We start from the raw sequence: 19,202 nt of genomic DNA, 5'->3' as shown, positions 1-19,202 counted from the left end.
ACTTCTGACATCACCATTTTTACAGATAGTTAATGGAATCGGTTACAGAATTTTCATAAAAAGTGTGAGGAGCGTTAAATTTTTCGATCCGTCTTCAGCCTTCGATGGGATCGACGTCCAGCACCCACTTCACTTTACGTGCTTCAGGCAGGGTGTTGATCAGCGCCAGCGTGCCGCTAACAATGTGCTGTAAACGGATCCGCGAAGGATGCTGGAGCAAAATTTGCCAGCGGAAACGTCCGCCGCGTTTCGGCGCCAGCGCCGGTACCGGACCCAGGATCCACAGCTGATTATCCACCAGGGGGCTGGCCTGCAGGAGATTTCTCAGCTGCTGCAGGAAAAGCGGTGCCTGCTGGTTGTTATGATCTTCCGCGCGGATGATGACGTGGCTGGTCCACGGCGGCAGCTGCATGGTCTGTCGTTCGGCCAGCGCCTGCTCGGCAAAGGCGTCATAGCCTTTGTGCAGCAGGGTTTGCAGCAGCGGGTGCTCAGGGTGGTGCGTCTGCAGAACCACTTCGCCCTGTTTGCCTGCGCGCCCTGCCCGTCCGGCCACCTGGGTATAGAGCTGGGCAAAACGCTCGGCCGCGCGGAAATCCGCAGAGAACAGCGCGCCGTCCACGTCCAGCAGGGCGACCAGCGTGACGTCCGGGAAGTGGTGTCCTTTTGCCAGCATTTGGGTACCAATCAGAATGCGCGCCCCGCCGCGATGTACTTCCGCGAGCTGCTGTTCCAGCGCGCCCTTGCGGCTGGTGGTGTCTCTGTCGATACGAGAGATTGGAACGTCAGGGAAGAAGGGCGCCAGCGCCTGCTCAAGCTGTTCCGTTCCTAGTCCGACCGGCACGATATGCGTTGACCCGCACGATGGACACTGGCGCGGCACCGGACGCTGGCTGTCGCAGTGGTGACAACGCAGGTGGCGCTGTGCCTGATGGAAGGTGTAGTAGTGGTCACAGCGTGGGCATTCCGCAATCCAGCCGCAGTCGTGGCACAGCAGGGCGGGTGCAAATCCGCGGCGGTTGAGGAACAGAATCACCTGGTTGCCCGCCTGCAAATGCTGACGCATGCGGGTAATCAATGCGGGTGCTAGCCCGGCCTGAACCTGCTGACCTTTTAGATCGAGCACGTGCTGAATGGCCGGACGGGCATTCCCGGCACGACGCGTCAGACGCAGCATATGATATTTGCGCTGGCGCACGTTGTGCAGGGTTTCGAGCGCAGGGGTGGCGGAGCCAAGAATAATCGGAATTTGCTCGCTGTGGGCGCGATAAACTGCCAGATCGCGGGCATGGTAGCGCCAGCCTTCCTGTTGCTTATAGGAGCTGTCGTGCTCTTCGTCGATCACGATCACGCCAAGATTTTTAAACGGCGTAAACAGCGACGAGCGGGTGCCGATCACAATCGCCGCTTCGCCATTTTTCGCTTTCAGCCAGGCGCTGAGGCGTTCGCTGTCGTTCAGACCGGAGTGCAGGACCTCAACCGGCGCGTTAAAGCGCTCGCGGAATCGAGCGATGGTTTGAGGGGTTAAGCCAATTTCCGGCACCATGACCAGCGCCTGTTTGCCCTGCGCGAGCACGTTTTCCAGCACGCTCAGATACACTTCGGTCTTACCGGAACCGGTGACGCCCGCCAGCAGCCAGGCAGAAAAATGGTCCGAGGCGCTGTGAATGGCGCCGACCGCGGTGGCCTGCTCGGTATTCAGGCGCAGACGATCCCCTGAAACGGAGAAGCCGTCGCGCCAGTCGTGAAGGGCTGGGGCCTGGCTTGCCAGCTCGCTCAGACCTTTCTTTCTCAGGGCCTGTAAAGCGGCTTCGCTCACCTCAAGTTCGTCGACCTGATGCCGCCAGATGTTACCCTGGCGCAGAGCGGCCAGCGCCTGCTGCTGTTTCTGCGATCGTTTGAGGCTATTAATGTCTACGGCCTGCCCTTGCTCGGTGGCAAACCAGTACCACATCGGCGCATGGCTGGCGCTCTTACCCTGGCGCAGCAGGATAGGCAGGGCGTGGAACAGGACATCCCCAATCGGATGATGGTAGTAATCAGCCGCCCACAGTAGCAGTCGCCAGGTGTTGGTGGAGTAAACCGGTTCGCTGTCCAGTACCTCAATGACCGATTTCAGCTCATTAAGGGGGAGTTCGCTTTTATCGCTGACGGAAACAACGATCCCCACACGCTGTTGTTTGCCAAACGGCACGGTCACGCGACAGCCCGCTTTGGCGCTCATGCTGTCGGGCAGCAGGTAGTCAAAGGTGCGGGGAAGCGGAACGGGCAGGGCAACGTGAGCGACGGGCATCGAATCTTCCTGACTTGAAAAGTGGCGCGTTAGTATACACATTAGTGAAAGCGGCGTGCGGATCAGTTTGCATACGTTGGTCAAATTCTGTATGATTCGCCGCCTTTGGTGTACTTTACGCCAAAGAACTTACATTCAACATCGCGTGGTGTCTGGCGTTAGGGCTGGAAGAGCGACGCGGCCTTAACTGAGGTTCTCCCATGAAAAAAGATATTCACCCGAAATACGAAATGATTACTGCAAACTGTTCTTGCGGTAACTCTATCCAGATCCGCTCCACCGTGGGTCACGATCTGAACCTGGACGTGTGCGGCAAATGCCACCCGTTCTACACTGGTAAGCAGCGTGATGTTGCAACCGGTGGCCGTGTTGACCGCTTCAACAAGCGTTTCAGCATCCCGGGCGCTAAATAAGTTTCCCGAAAAAAAGGCACCGCAAGGTGCCTTTTTTGTATCCGCTTCTCAGTATTCCCACGTATCCGGGTCAATACCCAGTTCACGCATGATCACCTTCGCCTCTTCCGGGATTTCGTCGCTACGCTCTTTGCGCAGATCGTCATCGTTCGGCAACGGTTGACCGGTAAACGCATGCAGGAACGCTTCGCACAGCAGTTCGCTATTGGTCGCGTGACGCAGGTTGTTCACCTGACGACGCGTACGTTCATCGGTGAGGATCTTTAACACCTTCAGAGGAATGGAAACCGTAATTTTCTTTACTTGCTCACTCTTCTTACCGTGCTCAGCGTATGGGCTGATATATTCGCCGCTCCATTCAGCCATGAGATACCTTTAATCCTCTCAGTCATTAATCTAAAGGTGCAAACCGGTCACTGCCCGTTTTGAACCGTAATCTTGCGTAGTTTACCGTAGAGACGATACCGTGGCACGGATATTGCCGCTGCAGCGTGCACTAAAGCATATAATTTTAACGGCTATTTGCGCATTGCTCAATCTATACGCAAAGAAGTTTAGATGTCCAGATGTATTGACGTCCATAATTTGAATGTTTACTCTGGTGCCTGACTTTTCACCTCATTCGCCAGGAAGCCCTCACCATGACGCGTAAACAGGCCACTATTGCAGTGCGTAGCGGATTAAATGATGACGAGCAGTACGGCTGCGTTGTCCCGCCGATTCATCTTTCCAGTACCTACAATTTCACCGGATTTAATGAACCCCGCGCGCACGACTACTCGCGTCGTGGCAACCCTACGCGTGATGTGACCCAGCGTGCGCTGGCCGAGCTGGAAGGGGGCGCAGGGGCCGTATTGACCAACACCGGGATGTCTGCGATTCACCTGGTGACGACCGTGTTCCTGAAGCCGGGAGACCTGCTGGTCGCCCCGCACGACTGCTATGGCGGCAGCTATCGCCTGTTTGACAGCCTCGCAAAACGCGGCTGCTATCGCGTGCTGTTTGTCGATCAAAACGACGAACAGGCGCTGAAACAGGCGCTGGCAGAGAAACCAAAGCTCGTTCTGGTGGAAAGTCCAAGCAACCCATTGTTGCGCGTTGTCGATATTGCGAAAATTTGTCAGCTCGCAAGGGATGCGGGAGCGATAAGTGTAGTGGATAATACGTTCCTCAGTCCGGCCCTTCAGAACCCACTCGCACTGGGTGCTGATCTGGTATTGCATTCATGCACTAAATATCTGAACGGCCACTCTGACGTGGTAGCGGGCGTGGTGATTGCAAAAGATCCCGACGTTGTCACGGAACTGGCATGGTGGGCCAATAACATTGGCGTCACCGCCGGGGCGTTCGACAGCTACCTGCTGTTGCGCGGCATCCGTACGCTTTCTCCGCGTATGGAAGTGGCGCAGCGCAATGCCCAGGCCATTGTCGATTTCCTGAAAACCCAGCCGCTGGTGAAGAAGCTTTATCACCCGTCGCTGCCGAAAAACCAGGGGCACGAGATTGCCGCGCGCCAGCAGAAAGGGTTTGGCGCGATGTTAAGTTTTGAACTGGACGGCGACGAGCAAACGCTGCGTCGCTTCCTGAGCGGGCTGTCATTGTTTACGCTGGCGGAATCATTAGGTGGGGTTGAAAGCTTGATCTCCCACGCCGCAACCATGACGCACGCCGGTATGGCACCGGAAGCACGTGCCGCCGCCGGGATTTCCGAGACGCTGCTGCGTATCTCGACCGGTATTGAAGATTCTGAAGATTTAATTGCCGATCTGGAAAATGGCTTCCGGGTCGCAGCCAAGGGGTAATCATGAGTGTGATAGCGCAGGCAGGGGCGAAGGGTCGTCAGCTGCACAAGTTTGGTGGTAGTAGTCTTGCTGATGTGAAATGTTATCTGCGCGTTGCAGGGATCATGACGGAGTATTCACAGCCGGGTGACATGATGGTTGTCTCCGCGGCGGGCAGCACCACCAACCAGTTGATTAGCTGGCTGAAACTGAGCCAGACCGATCGCCTTTCTGCGCATCAGGTGCAACAGTCCTTACGCCGCTATCAGAGCGAACTGATTGCTGGCCTGCTGCCAGCGGACGTTGCCGACGGGCTGATCAGCGCTTTTACGCACGATCTTGAACGTCTGGCGGCCCTGCTGGACAGCGGGATCACCGACGCGGTGTATGCCGAAGTGGTGGGCCACGGTGAAGTGTGGTCTGCACGTCTGATGGCTGCCGTGCTGCAACATCTGGGTGTGGATGCCGCCTGGCTCGACGCCCGTGATTTCCTCCGCGCCGAACGCGCCGCACAGCCGCAGGTGGATGAAGGGTTATCCTATCCGCTGCTGCAACAGCTCCTGGTGCAGCATCCCGGCAAACGTATTGTTGTCACCGGCTTTATCAGCCGCAGCAACGCGGGCGAAACCGTGCTGCTGGGCCGTAACGGTTCTGACTATTCAGCAACGCAAATCGGTGCGCTGGCGGGCGTATCCCGCGTGACCATCTGGAGCGACGTGGCCGGCGTTTACAGCGCGGACCCGCGTAAAGTGAAAGATGCCTGTTTGCTGCCGCTGCTGCGTCTCGACGAAGCCAGCGAGCTGGCGCGTCTGGCCGCGCCGGTACTGCACGCGCGCACGCTGCAGCCGGTGTCCGGCAGCGATATAGACCTCCAGCTGCGTTGCAGCTATACCCCGGATCAAGGCTCTACGCGTATCGAGCGCGTGCTGGCGTCCGGTACCGGGGCGCGTATTGTCACCAGCCACGACGACATCTGTCTGATTGAGTTCCAGGTGCCCGCGGGCCAGGATTTCAAGCTGGCGCATAAAGATATCGACCTGGTGTTAAAGCGTGCCCAGGTGCGTCCGCTGGCCGTTGGCGTGCATAACGACCGCCAGCTGCTGCAGTTCTGCTATACCGCTGAAGTGGCGGACAGCGCCCTGAAGATTCTGGATGAAGCGGGCCTGCCGGGCGAGCTTCGCCTGCGTCAGGGGCTGGCGCTGGTGGCGATGGTGGGGGCGGGCGTCACCCGTAACCCGCTGCATTGCCACCGCTTCTGGCAGCAGCTGAAAGGCCAGCCGGTTGAATTTACCTGGCAGTCAGAAGAGGGCATCAGCCTGGTCGCCGTGCTGCGTAAAGGGCCAACCGAAAGCCTGATTCAGGGTCTGCACACCTCCCTGTTCCGCGCGGAAAAACGCATCGGCCTGGTGCTGTTTGGTAAAGGCAACATCGGTTCCCGCTGGCTGGAGCTGTTCGCCCGTGAGCAGGTGACGCTTTCGGCACGTACCGGGTTTGAATTCATTCTCGCAGGCGTGGTGGACAGCCGCCGCAGCCTGCTGAATTACGAAGGGCTGGACGCCAGCCGGGCGCTGGCCTTCTTTAACGATGAGGCCGTCGAGCAGGATGAAGAGTCGCTGTTCCTGTGGATGCGCGCGCACCCGTATGACGATCTGGTGGTGCTGGACGTCACCGCCAGCGAACAGCTTGCCGATCAGTATCTGGATTTCGCCAGCCACGGTTTCCACGTTATCAGTGCCAACAAGCTGGCGGGGGCGAGCAGCACGGATAAATACCGTCAGATCCACGACGCGTTTGAAAAAACAGGCCGCCACTGGCTGTATAACGCCACCGTTGGGGCGGGCCTGCCGGTTAACCACACCGTGCGTGACCTGATTGAAAGCGGCGACAGCATTCTGGCGCTGAGCGGGATCTTCTCCGGCACGCTCTCCTGGCTGTTCCTGCAGTTTGACGGCACCGTACCGTTTACCGACCTGGTGGATCAGGCGTGGCAGCAGGGCTTAACCGAGCCTGACCCGCGTGTTGACCTCTCCGGTAAAGACGTGATGCGTAAGCTGGTGATTCTGGCGCGCGAAGCGGGTTACGACATCGAACCGGATGCCGTCCGCGTCGAGTCCCTGGTGCCTGCTGGCTGTGAAGAAGGGTCTGTGGACCATTTCTTTGAAAATGGTGAAGAGCTTAACGAGCAGATGGTGCAGCGTCTGGAAGCGGCGAACGAGATGGGACTGGTGCTGCGCTATGTGGCGCGTTTTGAGGCCAACGGTAAAGCCCGTGTCGGCGTCGAGGCGGTGCGACCTGACCATCCGCTGGCGGCGCTGCTGCCGTGCGATAATGTCTTCGCGATCGAAAGCCGCTGGTACCGCGATAACCCGCTGGTGATCCGTGGCCCGGGCGCGGGGCGCGATGTCACCGCCGGAGCGATCCAGTCCGACATCAACCGTCTGGCTAAGCTGCTGTAACGTCTACATTTCCCTCTCCCTGTGGGAGAGGGCCGGGGTGAGGGCATCGGACCGCGCTCACCCCATCATGAATTTCCTTCATCTTCCCTGAGCAAACCTCACCGTTATTGTTGATTATTTATGTTGACGTCCCTCCGCTTTTCCGTCATTTTTACATCTGGACGTCTAAACGTATAGAAGTTCACAATACAACAAACAATGACACGCGACAGATAGAGGTAAGGTATGAGCTTTTTTCACGCCAACCAGCGGGAAGCACTGAATCAGAGCCTGGCCGAAGTAAACGGCCAGATTAACGTCTCTTTTGAATTTTTCCCGCCGCGCACCAGTGAAATGGAGCAAACCCTGTGGAGCTCTATCGATCGCCTGAGCAGCCTGAAGCCAAAGTTTGTCTCCGTGACCTACGGTGCGAACTCCGGCGAGCGCGACCGCACGCACAGCATCATCAAAGGCATTAAAGACCGTACCGGTCTGGAAGCTGCGCCGCACCTCACCTGTATCGACGCCACCCGTGACGAGTTACGTGCCATTGCCCAGGACTACTGGAACAACGGTATCCGTCATATTGTCGCCCTGCGCGGCGATCTGCCGCCGGGAAGCGGTAAGCCGGAAATGTATGCCGCCGACCTGGTCGCGTTGCTGAAAGACGTGGCCGACTTTGATATCTCCGTCGCCGCGTATCCTGAAGTTCATCCGGAAGCGAAAAGCGCCCAGGCGGACCTGCTCAACCTGAAGCGTAAAGTGGATGCGGGTGCCAATCGCGCGATTACCCAGTTCTTCTTTGATGTGGAGAGCTACCTGCGTTTCCGTGACCGCTGCGTTTCCGCGGGCATCGACGTCGAAATTATCCCGGGAATTTTGCCGGTCTCTAACTTCAAACAGGCGAAGAAATTTGCTGATATGACCAACGTGCGCATTCCGCTGTGGATGTCCAAAATGTATGAAGGGCTGGACGATGACCCGGAGACCCGCAAGCTGGTGGGCGCTAACATCGCGATGGACATGGTGAAGATCTTAAGCCGCGAAGGGGTGAAGGATTTCCACTTCTACACGCTCAACCGCGCGGAAATGAGCTATGCCATCTGTCACACCCTGGGCGTTCGTCCGGCATAAAAAAATAGAAAGCCCTTATAAAATGAGGGCTTTTTAATCAAACAGATAGTTAAAAGGTATTAACTATCGAATCTGTGGATTATTTCAACTATATCTTATTGCTAGTGGTGTATATCGTAACGGTAACACTGTACAAGGGAGCATAGCGATGAGCACGTCAGACGAGACCAATAACGCAGCATCAGCCGGCAAATGCCCGTTCCATCACGGCGGCGCCGATCACAGCGCGGGAGCAGGTACAAGCAGCCGTGACTGGTGGCCAAAGCAACTCCGCATTGACCTTCTTAACCAACATTCCAACCGTTCTAACCCGCTGGGTGAAGACTTCGACTACCGCAAAGAATTTAGCAAACTCGACTACTCTGCCCTCAAAGGCGATCTCAAAGCGCTTTTAACCGACTCTCAGCCGTGGTGGCCTGCTGACTGGGGCAGCTATGCTGGCCTGTTTATTCGCATGGCGTGGCACGGCGCGGGTACTTATCGCTCCGTTGATGGACGCGGCGGGGCAGGACGCGGTCAACAGCGTTTTGCACCGCTGAACTCCTGGCCCGATAACGTCAGTCTGGATAAAGCGCGTCGTCTGCTGTGGCCCATCAAGCAAAAATATGGGCAAAAAATTTCCTGGGCTGACCTGTTCATCCTGGCGGGGAACGTGGCGCTGGAAAACTCCGGTTTCCGCACCTTTGGTTTCGGTGCCGGTCGTGAAGACGTCTGGGAACCGGATCTGGACGTGAACTGGGGCGATGAAAAAGCCTGGCTGACCCACCGTGACCCGGAAGCGCTGGCGAAGCGTCCTCTGGCCGCAACCGAAATGGGCCTGATCTACGTTAACCCGGAAGGGCCAAACGCCAGCGGTGAACCACTGTCCGCGGCGGCAGCCATCCGCGCGACCTTTGGCAATATGGGCATGAACGACGAAGAGACCGTGGCGCTGATCGCCGGTGGTCATACGCTCGGTAAAACCCATGGCGCAGGTGAAGCCACACATGTGGGCACCGACCCTGAAGCCTCACCGATTGAAGCGCAGGGCCTGGGCTGGGCGAGTACGCACGGTACAGGCGTTGGTGCAGATGCCATTACGTCCGGTCTGGAAGTTATCTGGTCACAAACTCCGACCCAGTGGAGCAACTACTTCTTCGAGAACCTGTTCAAATATGAGTGGGTCCAGACCCGCAGCCCGGCAGGTGCCATTCAGTTTGAAGCCGTGGATGCGCCAGAAATTATGCCGGACCCGTTCGACCCGTCGAAAAAACGCAAACCAACGATGCTGGTCACCGACCTGACGCTGCGTTTTGATCCGGAATTCGAGAAAATTTCTCGCCGCTTCCTGAACGATCCGCAGGCTTTCAACGAAGCCTTTGCGCGCGCGTGGTTCAAACTGACTCACCGCGATATGGGCCCAAAAGCGCGGTACATTGGTCCGGAAGTGCCGAAAGAAGATCTGATCTGGCAGGATCCGCTGCCTCAGCCGGTGTTCAATCCTTCGAAAGAAGACATTGAAAGCCTGAAAGCGGAAATCATTGCCTCGGGTCTCTCCGTGAGTGAGCTGGTTTCCGTTGCCTGGGCGTCTGCGTCGACCTTCCGCGGTGGCGACAAGCGTGGCGGCGCCAACGGTGCGCGTCTGGCGCTGGCGCCTCAGCGCGACTGGGATGTGAACGCCGCTGCCGTACGTGCATTACCGGCTCTGGAAGCCATCCAGCGCACCACCAATAAAGCTTCCCTGGCCGATATCATCGTGCTGGCGGGCGTGGTAGGCGTTGAGCAGGCGGCAAAAGCGGCGGGCGTTTACGTTACCGTACCGTTCACGCCGGGCCGCGTGGATGCGCGCCAGGACCAGACGGATATCGAGATGTTTAACCTGCTCGAGCCGATTGCCGATGGCTTCCGCAACTACCGTGCGCAGGTGGATACGTCAACCACCGAATCACTGCTGATCGACAAAGCGCAGCAGCTGACGCTGACCGCACCCGAACTGACGGTTTTGGTCGGCGGTCTGCGCGTACTCGGGGCAAACTTCGATGGCAGCAAGAATGGCGTGTTCACCGACCGTGAGGGCGTGCTGAGCAATGACTTTTTCGTGAACCTGCTGGATATGAATACCCAGTGGAAGGCGACCGACGACTCAAACGAGCTGTTTGCCGGTAGCGATCGCGCCAGTGGCGAAGTGAAATATACCGCGACCCGCGCGGACCTGGTGTTCGGTTCAAACGCCGTCCTGCGCGCGCTGGCTGAAGTCTACGCCAGCAGCGATGCACACGAGAAGTTTGTGCGTGATTTTGTTGCCGCCTGGGCGAGAGTGATGGATTTGGATCGGTTTGACGTGAAGTAACCAGTATGCCGGGTGGCGGCTACGCCTTACCCGGCTTGCAAAAGCATGTCATTCGTAGGCCGGGTAAGCGTAGCGCCACCCGGCTTTTTTTATTATTCCCACTCCTGCAGGAACCGCTGTCCATACAGGTCAGCCACCAGCAGCGCCGCATACACCTGATCTGGCGTTACTCCGCCCGGCATGTTGTGAATAGTTTCCCCTTCTGCGCAGGACGCTTCTGCGATCAGACGCATTTTGGCCGGAATAGCCTCTTTAATATTCAGCTGCGCCAGCGTGATCGGCAGTCCCACGCTGTGGCAAAGCGCCGCGACGGTCTCTATTTCTTCTACCGGCGCATTTTCGAGCACCAGCTGCGTCAGCGTACCAAACGCTACTTTTTCACCGTGATAGAAGTGATGCGCATCCGGCACCGCCGTCATACCGTTGTGAATCGCATGTGCCGCAGCCAGTCCACCGCTTTCAAAACCTACGCCGCTGAGATAGGTGTTGGCTTCAATAATGCGTTCCAGCGCAGGCGTTACGACATGCTGTTCCGCCGCCAGCATGGCTTTCTCACCCTCTTCAAGCAGCGTGTTGTAGCACAGCTCCGCCAGCGCGAGTGCCGCCTGCGTGCATTTACCGCCCGCCATCGTCGTGGCACCGCTACGCGAGCAGGCGCGCGCTTCAAACCAGGTCGCCAGCGCATCGCCAATACCCGCGGCAAGCAGACGAGCCGGCGCACCCGCGACGACTTTGGTATCCACAATCACCATGTTCGGGTTGTGTGGCAGCATCAGGTAGCGATCGAACTCGCCGCTGTCGGTATAGATTACGGAAAGTGCGCTGCACGGTGCATCGGTGGAGGCAATGGTCGGGGCAATCGCAACCGGCACGTCCATAAAGTGTGCCAGCGCTTTGGCGGTGTCCAGCGTCTTCCCGCCGCCGATACCCAGCACGGCCAGACAGTCGGCGCTATCGGCCAGTTTTTTCAGACGATCGATTTCATTTTGTGAACATTCGCCACCAAACGGTGCGATTTCTGCATGCAGCTCTGCGTTTTTAAAGCTCTGGCGCAAGGTTTCTTCAGCAAAACCCAGCACAAATTTATCGCCGACAACCAGCCAACGCGTTACCAGCGGTTTCAGGTAGTCGCCGAGACGGGTAAGCACATCAGCGCCCTGGATATATTTTCCGGGCGATTGAATGATACGGTCCATAACATTTCTCCCTTAGAGGTTGAGGTTACCAAACGCGTTTTTCCAGTCCTGCTCGAACTTCTCTATGGCTGACTCTACCGCCGGCGTGCCGAGCATTTGTTGCGCTACATCTAAAGGAAGCGTGATTGCGTCGCATCCGGCCAGCAGGCAGTCCAGCGCCTGACGTGGCGTTTTGAAGCTGGCGGCCAGCACCTTGCTCTCAGGGGCATGCATTTCCAGAAGAGACTGCAGCTCCTGGACCATGCGGATACCATCACCGCCCTGGGCATCGACGCGGTTCACATACGGTGCGACATACGACGCGCCCGCCAGCGCAGCCAGCAGACCCTGTGCGGCGCTGTATACGGCCGTCCCGAGTGTAGTGATCCCCTCGTTTTTCAATGCCTTAATCGCTACAAGTCCTTCTGCCGTTACCGGAATTTTCACCACGATATCCGGCAGGGCATTACTGAGACGTTTGGCTTCTGCCACCATTCCCCCGGCGTCACGGCTCATGGTCTGGGCAAACAGAGTGCCCCGGGGAGCGATGGCTTTTTGCAGGCGCGGCAGCACGCTCCAGATGGACTCTCGGCTGGCGGCAATAATGCTCGGGTTAGTGGTCACACCCGCGATCGGGAATACCCGCGCCAGACGCTCAACTTCCGCCACGTTGGCGGTGTCCAGGTACAGTTCCATTATTTTTCCTTAAGTCAGAAAGGTTGAATAAAGGATAAGGCGCGGCAGAGTACGGCGGATACAGGTCAATTTTGCCAAATACTGGACAAATGTAATGTCCTTAGTGAAGTGAGAGAACGATCACAATGCTATTTTTTGGCGATCAGCTGGCTGTGATACTGACGACGATATTCGGAAGGGGAGCGCTCGGTGTGCTTACGAAAGAGACGGCAAAAGTAGTTGCTGTCGGTAAATCCGCAGCGTGCGGCGATATCTTTAATTTTGAGGTCATAGCCTTTCAGCAGCTGGCGGGCGTGTTCCAGACGGGTCTGCGTCAGGTATTCATTGAACCCGACGTTCCCGGTCTTCTGAAAAAGGTGAGAGAGATAGTTAGGGGAAATATAAAATGCCCCGGCAACGGAATCCCGGGTCAGCGCCGAGGCATGGTTTTCATCAATAAAGCGACGAACGGCTTCGAATAATGCGCGGCTGCGGCTATCAGTGTGGATATCACTGCCAAGCAGATCGCGGCAGTGGCTGAGCAGACTTAATATCACCAGCCTGGCCGTGTCCTGCTCAGTTGGCTGCATCTGCAGCTCATTGAGCGTTTGCAGGAGAAACGCGCCCGTCCGGGGCCCTCTTCTGGCAATCTGCTGCTGTTGTATAAGAGCGTTGCCCCGGTAGAGCTGAAGCGTCAGCTGCTGTTTGCCGAAGCTTATTCTGAGCGAGTTTGAAGAATACTGCGGGACGTTCCCGGTTGCGGAAAAGAATGCTTCGCAGCGGGTTTCCAGGATAACTGAGAGACAAGGTGATGTGCGGTTATTCTCGGCAGGCGTGACAAAATGCACTTGATCCAGGGGGAATGCGCCTTTAATCAGAGCCGTGAGGATGTGCGTAATATCGTGGAACATGTTATGGATACCGGGGTATTGCCGGGTGGGCGCAAGCCCACCCCGGCATAGCCGATTAGCCCGTGTTACGCATACCCGCCGCAACGCCCGCAATCGTCACCATCAGCGCCTGCTCAACGCGAGGATCCGGCTCTTTGCCTTCTTCTTCCGCCAGACGAGAACGGTGCAGCAGCTCTGCCTGCAGGACGTTCAGCGGGTCGGTGTAGATGTTACGCAGCTGGATAGACTCGGCGATCCACGGCAGGTCCGCCATCAGGTGTGAGTCGTTGGCGATATCCAGCACCACTTTGATGTCGCCTTCCAGCAGTTCGCGCAGCTCTTTACCCAGCGCCCACAGCTCAGGCTTAACCAGACGCTGATCGTAGTATTCCGCCAGCCACAGGTCAGCTTTCGAGAAGACCATCTCCAGCATACCCAGACGGGTAGAGAAGAATGGCCAGTCGCGGCACATGGTTTCCAGTTCGTTCTGTTTACCGTCTTCCACCACTTTCTGCAGCGCGGCACCGGCACCCAGCCAGGCAGGCAGCATCAAACGGTTCTGCGTCCAGGCGAAAATCCATGGAATCGCGCGCAGTGACTCTACGCCGCCGGTCGGGCGACGCTTCGCCGGACGCGAGCCCAGCGGCAGTTTACCCAGTTCCTGCTCAGGTGTTGCCGAGCGGAAGTAAGGCACAAAATCTTTGTTTTCACGCACGTAGCCACGGTACAGATCGCAGGAGATCGCCGACAGTTCGTCCATGATATGGCACCAGGACGCTTTCGGCTCCGGCGGTGGCAGCAGGTTTGCTTCCAGAATGGCGCTGGTATAAAGCGACAGACTGCTGATGGTCACTTCCGGCAGGCCGTATTTGAAGCGGATCATCTCACCTTGCTCGGTCACGCGCAGGCCGCCTTTCAGGCTGCCTGGCGGCTGCGACAGCAGTGCCGCGTGTGCAGGCGCGCCGCCGCGGCCGATTGAGCCACCGCGTCCGTGGAACAGCGTCAGCTCAATACCGGCTTTCTCGCAAGTTTTGATCAGTGCATCCTGCGCCTGATACTGCGCCCAGGATGCCGCCATCACGCCCGCATCTTTGGCGGAGTCGGAATAACCAATCATCACCATCTGCTTGCCCTGAATAAAGCCGCGATACCAGTCGATGTTCAGCAACTGGGTCATCACGTCGTTGGCGTTGTTCAGGTCATCGAGGGTTTCAAACAGCGGCGCCACCGGCAGGGCATAGTCGATGCCCGCTTCTTTCAGAAGCAGATGAACGGCCAGCACGTCGGACGGGGTCTTCGCCATGGAGATCACATAGGCGGCCACCGATCCTTTCGGTGCGTCCACGATCGCTTTACAGGTGTTGAGCACCTCGCGGGTTTCGTTGCTTGGCTCCCAGTTGCGCGGCAACAGAGGGCGCTTGGAGTTCAGTTCGCGGATCAGGAATGCCTGTTTGTCGGCTTCGGACCAGCTTTCATAGTCGCCGATGCCGAGATAGCGGGTCAGTTCACCCAGCGCTTCGGTATGGCGGGTACTTTCCTGACGAACGTCGATACGCACCAGCGGCACGCCGAAACATTTCACGCGGCGCAGAGTGTCGAGCAGTTCGCCGTTAGCGATGATGCCCATCCCGCAGGCCTGGAGTGATTTATAACAGGCGTAGAGCGGTTCCCAGAGCTGTTCGTTCTGGCTGAGCAGGCCTTCCGGCTTCGGCAGACGCTGGCCTTTCAGGCGCGCTTCCAGCCAGGCCTGAGTCGCCATCAGCTGACCGCGCAGTTTTTTCATCAGGAAACGGTACGGCTCGCTGGCGCCTTCTTCACCGGCCAGCGCGCGCAGTTCCGGCGTCGCTTCGACCATCGACAGTTCGGAAATCAGCACCTGAATATCTTTCAGGAACAAATCGGTCGCTTTCCAGCGGCTCAGCAACAGAACGTGACGGGTGATTTCCGCAGTGACGTTCGGGTTGCCGTCGCGGTCGCCGCCCATCCAGGAGGTGAAGCGTACCGGCACAAAGTCGACCGGCAGGCGGTAGCCGAGGTTCTCTTCCAGCTGTTCGTTCAGCTCGCGCAGGTAGTTCGGCACCCCTTCCCACAGGCTGTTTTCCACCACCGCAAAGCCCCATTTGGCTTCGTCGACCGGGCTGGGGCGTTGCTTACGAATTTCGTCGGTATGCCAGGACTGAGCAATCAGCTGGCGCAGACGGCGCATCAGCTGGTTGCGTTCATAGTCGGCGATGTCTTTGTTATCCAGCTGCTTGAGGCAGTTGTTCACTTCCACCATTTTGTGGATCAGGGTACGACGGGTGATCTCGGTTGGGTGAGCGGTCAGAACCAGCTCCAGCGAGAGAGACTCCACCGCCTTTTTGATGGTGGCTTCGGTGAGATCGGGCTGGTCTTTCAGTTTACGCAGCGTACGGGCAATCACTTCCGGGTTGCTGGCAGCTTCGCCATTAGGCGAAATGCTGTGGTATTGCTCAGCGGTGTTGGCCAGGTTCAGGAACTGGCTGAAGGCACGGGCAACGGGCAGCAGCTCATCGTTGGAGAGGTTCTGCAAGGTGGTGAGCAGTTCCTGACGGCTGGCCTCGTTACCGGCACGGGAAGATTTAGACAGCTTGCGGATGGTTTCAACGCGTTCGAGGATGTTTTCCCCCAACGCATCTTTGATGGTATCTCCAAGCACTTTGCCGAGCATACTGACATTACTACGCAACGCGGAATATTGTTCGTTCATAAAAACCCAGTCACCCCATCATTTTTGTTTATGCCCATGCGAAAATCTGCTGGACAATATTTTGTCATCTCCCTTTATAAAGCCACGTAAAACCCCCGTCGTCAATTGCTGCGAAAACGGTTCAGCAAACGAATAAATGCGGGCAATTTACGAAATTTAATTCGCATTGCGTCAGATAAGAGATGCTTATGGGAATGTGACGGAGATCATGCGATTTGTTGCCCTCACTCTAACCCTCTCCCACCGGGAGAGGGTTAGAGTCGGTGCGGTTTTAATGCCAGCAGAAGTGGTGCACAACCTGGGTAATCAACTCGCGAGTGGGCTTGATGAAGCGGGTTTCCAGATACTCATCCGGCTGGTGCGCCTGGTTAATGGAGCCAGGGCCAAGGACCAGCGTCGGACACAGCGTCTGAATGAACGGCGCTTCGGTGCAGTAGTTCACCACGTCGGTTTTTTCACCAAGCAGTTTTTCCACCACTTCAACCAGTTGGTGATCCGGAGGGCACTCATAACCCGGGATCGGCGGATGCAGTTCGGAGACCGTCAGGCGGCCCGGCCAGCGCTCGCTCACCGGGGCCAGCGCTTCATTCAGCAAGCCGTCGAGATCGCTCAGCGTCATACCCGGCAGCGGGCGGATATCCATATGCAGTTCGCAGCAGGCGCAGATACGGTTGGAGGCATCGCCGCCGTGCAGGCTGCCGAGGTTTAGGGTCGGATACGGCACGGTGAACGCGTCATAGTGATAACGTTCTTTCAGCGAGTCGCGCAGGGTCATGATGCGGCCGATGGCGTCATGCATCAGCTCAATCGCATTTACGCCGCGCGCCGGATCGCTGGAGTGGCCGGACTGGCCCAGCACGCGCACGGCCGTCGAGATATGGCCTTTATGCGCGCGAATCGGTTGCAGTGAAGTCGGTTCGCCGATAATGGCGCAATCCGGGCGAATCGACGTGTTTTCAGAGAAGTAGCGCGCGCCCGCCATGCTGGTCTCTTCGTCGGCGGTCGCCAGAATGTAGAGCGGCTTTTTCAGTTTTGTCACGTCCACGTCACGCAGCGCGTCGAGGATAAAGGCGAAGAAGCCTTTCATGTCGGCGGTGCCGAGACCATAGAGTTTGTTGTCGTGCTCGGTCAGGGTGAACGGATCGCGGGTCCAGCGGCCATCGTCAAACGGCACGGTGTCGGTATGACCGGCAAGCAGCAGGCCGCCCGCACCGGTTCCGGTGCTGGCCAGCAGGTTAAATTTATGACGGGTTCCGGGGACGGGCTGTACCTCAACGTTAAACCCAAGATCGCTAAACCAACCCGCCAGCAGATTGATTAAAGACTCATTGCTTTGATCCAGCGCTTCTTCCGTTGCACTGATGGACGGTGTGGCAATCAGGGCGCGGTAGATCTCGATAAATGGCGGTAAGTTCATTTTCATTGTTGACACACCTTAGGTCGTGATAGTATCAATATTCATGCAATAAATGTGAATAAAAATACATTAACGTTGAGCATAAAGGAACCCGATGTTGAATACGCTGATTGTAGGCGCTAGCGGTTATGCGGGCGCAGAGCTTGTAAGCTACGTGAATCGCCATCCACATATGACCATAACCGCTTTGACCGTGTCAGCGCAAAGCAATGATGCAGGAAAGTTAATTTCCGATTTGCATCCGTGGCTTTTGGGCATTGTCGATCTGCCGCTGCAGCCGATGTCTGACATCAGTGAGTTCACCGACGGCGTTGACGTGGTGTTTTTAGCCACTGCGCACGAAGTCAGTCATGACCTGGCACCGCAGTTCCTGGCAGCCGGCTGCGTGGTGTTCGATCTCTCCGGCGCGTTCCGCGTTAACGACGGCGCGTTCTACGAAAAATATTACGGTTTCACCCATCAGCACCCCGATCTGCTTGAAAAAGCGGTTTACGGCCTGGCGGAGTGGAGCACAGACAAACTCAAAGAAGCGGATCTGATTGCCGTGCCGGGCTGCTACCCGACGGCGGCGCAACTTTCCCTGAAACCGCTGATCGACGCAGGTCTGCTGGATCTGAATCAGTGGCCGGTGATCAACGCCACCAGCGGCGTGAGCGGAGCAGGGCGCAAAGCGGCGATCTCTAATAGCTTCTGCGAAGTGAGCCTTCAGCCGTATGGCGTGTTTAATCACCGCCATCACCCTGAAATCACGACGCATCTGGGTACGGACGTCATTTTCACGCCGCATCTGGGCAGCTTCCCGCGCGGGATCCTTGAAACCATCACCTGCCGCCTGAAACCGGGCGTGACCAAAGAGCAGGTGAGCGAGGTCTTCACGCAGGCGTATGCGGATAAACCGCTGGTGCGTCTGTATGACAAAGGCGTGCCGGCGCTGAAAAATGTGGTCGGGCTGCCATTCTGCGACATCGGCTTTGCCGTACAGGGCGAGCACCTGATTGTGGTCGCTGCAGAAGATAACTTACTCAAAGGCGCTGCCGCACAGGCAATGCAGTGTGCAAATATTCGTTTCGGCTTCCCTGAAACGCAGGCTCTTATTTAAGGTGTGATGATGAACCCATTAATTATCAAACTCGGTGGTGTACTGCTGGACAGCGAAGAAGCGCTGGAGCGTCTGTTTACCGCGCTGGTGAACTATCGTGAATCACACCAACGTCCGCTGGTGATTGTGCACGGCGGCGGCTGCGTGGTAGATGAGCTGATGAAAGGGCTCAACCTGCCGGTGAAAAAGAAAAACGGCCTGCGCGTCACGCCCGCTGACCAGATTGACATCATTACCGGCGCGCTGGCGGGAACGGCGAACAAAACGCTACTGGCATGGGCGAAGAAACATCATATCGCCTCCGTTGGCCTCTGTCTGGGGGATGGCGACAGCGTAAAAGTGACCCAGCTCGATGAAGAACTGGGCCACGTTGGACTGGCGCAGCCGGGTTCGCCTAAGCTGATTAACACGCTGCTGGAAGGTGGTTTCCTGCCAGTGGTGAGCTCTATCGGCGTGACCGAAGAGGGCGAGCTGATGAACGTTAACGCGGATCAGGCGGCAACGGCTCTGGCGGCTACGCTGGGCGCAGACCTGATCCTGCTTTCCGACGTGAGCGGCATTCTGGACGGCAAAGGCCAGCGCATCGCGGAAATGACCGCGGCCAAAGCCGAACAGCTGATCGCGCAGGGCATCATTACTGACGGCATGATCGTCAAAGTGAACGCCGCGCTGGATGCCGCGCGCACGCTGGGTCGCCCGGTGGATATCGCCTCCTGGCGTCACGCGGAACAACTGCCGGCGCTGTTTAACGGCACGCCGATTGGCACGCGTATTTTAGCGTAATCGATTTAATGTTTTGTAGGCCCGGTAAGCGCAGCGTCACCGGGCAGTGAAAT

General features: G+C 57.4%; 14 protein-coding genes. 7 read left to right on the top strand and 7 right to left on the bottom strand.

The genetic code is table 11. The features are described from left to right. Window positions 1–94: 94 nt before the first annotated feature. Window positions 95–2,290: a primosomal protein N' gene (gene priA, locus A4308_RS06580; protein ID WP_045134874.1), complete on the bottom strand. Its 2,196-nt coding sequence runs from the start codon at window positions 2,288–2,290 to the stop codon at window positions 95–97. 200 nt (window positions 2,291–2,490) lie between these two features. On the opposite strand from priA, the gene rpmE reads away from it, so the two are divergent. After that, a complete protein-coding gene (rpmE, locus tag A4308_RS06575; RefSeq protein WP_003862040.1) occupies window positions 2,491–2,703 on the top strand; it encodes a 50S ribosomal protein L31 in 213 nt (70 codons plus the stop codon). A gap of 48 nt (window positions 2,704–2,751) precedes the next feature. On the opposite strand, the gene metJ is transcribed toward rpmE, so the two are convergent. After that, a complete protein-coding gene (gene metJ / locus A4308_RS06570) occupies window positions 2,752–3,069 on the bottom strand; it encodes a met regulon transcriptional regulator MetJ (RefSeq protein WP_006179183.1) in 318 nt (105 codons plus the stop codon). A 275-nt stretch (window positions 3,070–3,344) separates the two neighbouring features. Here metJ and metB point away from each other — a divergent pair, with 275 nt between their 5' ends. The 4 genes from metB (at window position 3,345) to katG (ending at window position 10,382) form a co-directional block, all read left to right on the top strand. Beyond that, window positions 3,345–4,505, top strand: coding sequence for a cystathionine gamma-synthase (gene metB, locus A4308_RS06565; protein ID WP_045134875.1), 1,161 nt, complete (start codon window positions 3,345–3,347; stop codon window positions 4,503–4,505). 2 nt (window positions 4,506–4,507) lie between these two features. Next, window positions 4,508–6,940, top strand: a complete 2,433-nt coding sequence (locus A4308_RS06560; protein ID WP_023338878.1) for a bifunctional aspartate kinase/homoserine dehydrogenase II — start codon at window positions 4,508–4,510, stop codon at window positions 6,938–6,940. A 225-nt stretch (window positions 6,941–7,165) separates the two neighbouring features. Next, on the top strand, window positions 7,166–8,053 hold the full coding sequence (gene metF / locus A4308_RS06555) for a methylenetetrahydrofolate reductase (protein WP_023331596.1): 888 nt from the start codon (window positions 7,166–7,168) through the stop codon (window positions 8,051–8,053). 148 nt (window positions 8,054–8,201) lie between these two features. Beyond that, window positions 8,202–10,382, top strand: coding sequence for a catalase/peroxidase HPI (gene katG, locus A4308_RS06550; RefSeq protein ID WP_023331595.1), 2,181 nt, complete (start codon window positions 8,202–8,204; stop codon window positions 10,380–10,382). 92 nt (window positions 10,383–10,474) lie between these two features. Here the strand turns inward: katG and gldA are convergent, their stop codons facing one another. The 5 genes from gldA to argE form a co-directional block, all read right to left on the bottom strand. Further along, window positions 10,475–11,578 (bottom strand): bifunctional L-1,2-propanediol dehydrogenase/glycerol dehydrogenase, encoded by a 1,104-nt coding sequence (gene gldA, locus A4308_RS06545; protein ID WP_045281589.1) that lies wholly within the window; start codon window positions 11,576–11,578, stop codon window positions 10,475–10,477. A 12-nt stretch (window positions 11,579–11,590) separates the two neighbouring features. Continuing rightward, window positions 11,591–12,253, bottom strand: a complete 663-nt coding sequence (gene fsa / locus A4308_RS06540; RefSeq protein ID WP_032635167.1) for a fructose-6-phosphate aldolase — start codon at window positions 12,251–12,253, stop codon at window positions 11,591–11,593. A gap of 128 nt (window positions 12,254–12,381) precedes the next feature. Further along, window positions 12,382–13,143, bottom strand: a complete 762-nt coding sequence (locus tag A4308_RS06535) for an AraC family transcriptional regulator (protein WP_045134877.1) — start codon at window positions 13,141–13,143, stop codon at window positions 12,382–12,384. 55 nt (window positions 13,144–13,198) lie between these two features. Further along, window positions 13,199–15,850: a phosphoenolpyruvate carboxylase gene (ppc, locus tag A4308_RS06530; protein WP_014885691.1), complete on the bottom strand. Its 2,652-nt coding sequence runs from the start codon at window positions 15,848–15,850 to the stop codon at window positions 13,199–13,201. 271 nt (window positions 15,851–16,121) lie between these two features. Continuing rightward, window positions 16,122–17,273: an acetylornithine deacetylase gene (gene argE, locus A4308_RS06525; protein ID WP_014885690.1), complete on the bottom strand. Its 1,152-nt coding sequence runs from the start codon at window positions 17,271–17,273 to the stop codon at window positions 16,122–16,124. Window positions 17,274–17,361: 88 nt separating this feature from the next. On the opposite strand from argE, the gene argC reads away from it, so the two are divergent. Together argC and argB are read left to right on the top strand one after the other, a co-directional pair. Then, complete coding sequence (argC, locus tag A4308_RS06520; RefSeq protein ID WP_023331592.1) at window positions 17,362–18,366, top strand: N-acetyl-gamma-glutamyl-phosphate reductase; 1,005 nt, start codon at window positions 17,362–17,364, stop codon at window positions 18,364–18,366. A 6-nt stretch (window positions 18,367–18,372) separates the two neighbouring features. Further along, the gene (argB, locus tag A4308_RS06515) at window positions 18,373–19,149 is read left to right on the top strand and encodes an acetylglutamate kinase (protein WP_086527814.1); all 777 of its coding nucleotides are present in this window, start codon (window positions 18,373–18,375) and stop codon (window positions 19,147–19,149) included. Window positions 19,150–19,202 lie beyond the last annotated feature (53 nt).

It is taken from the genome of Enterobacter sp. ODB01 (assembly GCF_001623605.1).
In the GTDB taxonomy this organism is placed as follows: domain Bacteria; phylum Pseudomonadota; class Gammaproteobacteria; order Enterobacterales; family Enterobacteriaceae; genus Enterobacter; species Enterobacter kobei.
This window is presented reverse-complemented; position numbering and strand designations above follow the sequence as displayed.

What these genes read in the sequence shown, in the direction of transcription:
- priA (WP_045134874.1), bottom strand. Translation starts at nt 2,290, where the DNA reads ATGCCCGTCGCTCACGTTGCCCTGCCCGTTCCGCTTCCCCGCACCTTT.
- rpmE (WP_003862040.1), top strand. Translation starts at nt 2,491, where the DNA reads ATGAAAAAAGATATTCACCCGAAATACGAAATGATTACTGCAAACTGT.
- metJ (WP_006179183.1), bottom strand. Translation starts at nt 3,069, where the DNA reads ATGGCTGAATGGAGCGGCGAATATATCAGCCCATACGCTGAGCACGGT.
- metB (WP_045134875.1), top strand. Translation starts at nt 3,345, where the DNA reads ATGACGCGTAAACAGGCCACTATTGCAGTGCGTAGCGGATTAAATGAT.
- A4308_RS06560 (WP_023338878.1), top strand. Translation starts at nt 4,508, where the DNA reads ATGAGTGTGATAGCGCAGGCAGGGGCGAAGGGTCGTCAGCTGCACAAG.
- metF (WP_023331596.1), top strand. Translation starts at nt 7,166, where the DNA reads ATGAGCTTTTTTCACGCCAACCAGCGGGAAGCACTGAATCAGAGCCTG.
- katG (WP_023331595.1), top strand. Translation starts at nt 8,202, where the DNA reads ATGAGCACGTCAGACGAGACCAATAACGCAGCATCAGCCGGCAAATGC.
- gldA (WP_045281589.1), bottom strand. Translation starts at nt 11,578, where the DNA reads ATGGACCGTATCATTCAATCGCCCGGAAAATATATCCAGGGCGCTGAT.
- fsa (WP_032635167.1), bottom strand. Translation starts at nt 12,253, where the DNA reads ATGGAACTGTACCTGGACACCGCCAACGTGGCGGAAGTTGAGCGTCTG.
- A4308_RS06535 (WP_045134877.1), bottom strand. Translation starts at nt 13,143, where the DNA reads ATGTTCCACGATATTACGCACATCCTCACGGCTCTGATTAAAGGCGCA.
- ppc (WP_014885691.1), bottom strand. Translation starts at nt 15,850, where the DNA reads ATGAACGAACAATATTCCGCGTTGCGTAGTAATGTCAGTATGCTCGGC.
- argE (WP_014885690.1), bottom strand. Translation starts at nt 17,273, where the DNA reads ATGAAAATGAACTTACCGCCATTTATCGAGATCTACCGCGCCCTGATT.
- argC (WP_023331592.1), top strand. Translation starts at nt 17,362, where the DNA reads ATGTTGAATACGCTGATTGTAGGCGCTAGCGGTTATGCGGGCGCAGAG.
- argB (WP_086527814.1), top strand. Translation starts at nt 18,373, where the DNA reads ATGATGAACCCATTAATTATCAAACTCGGTGGTGTACTGCTGGACAGC.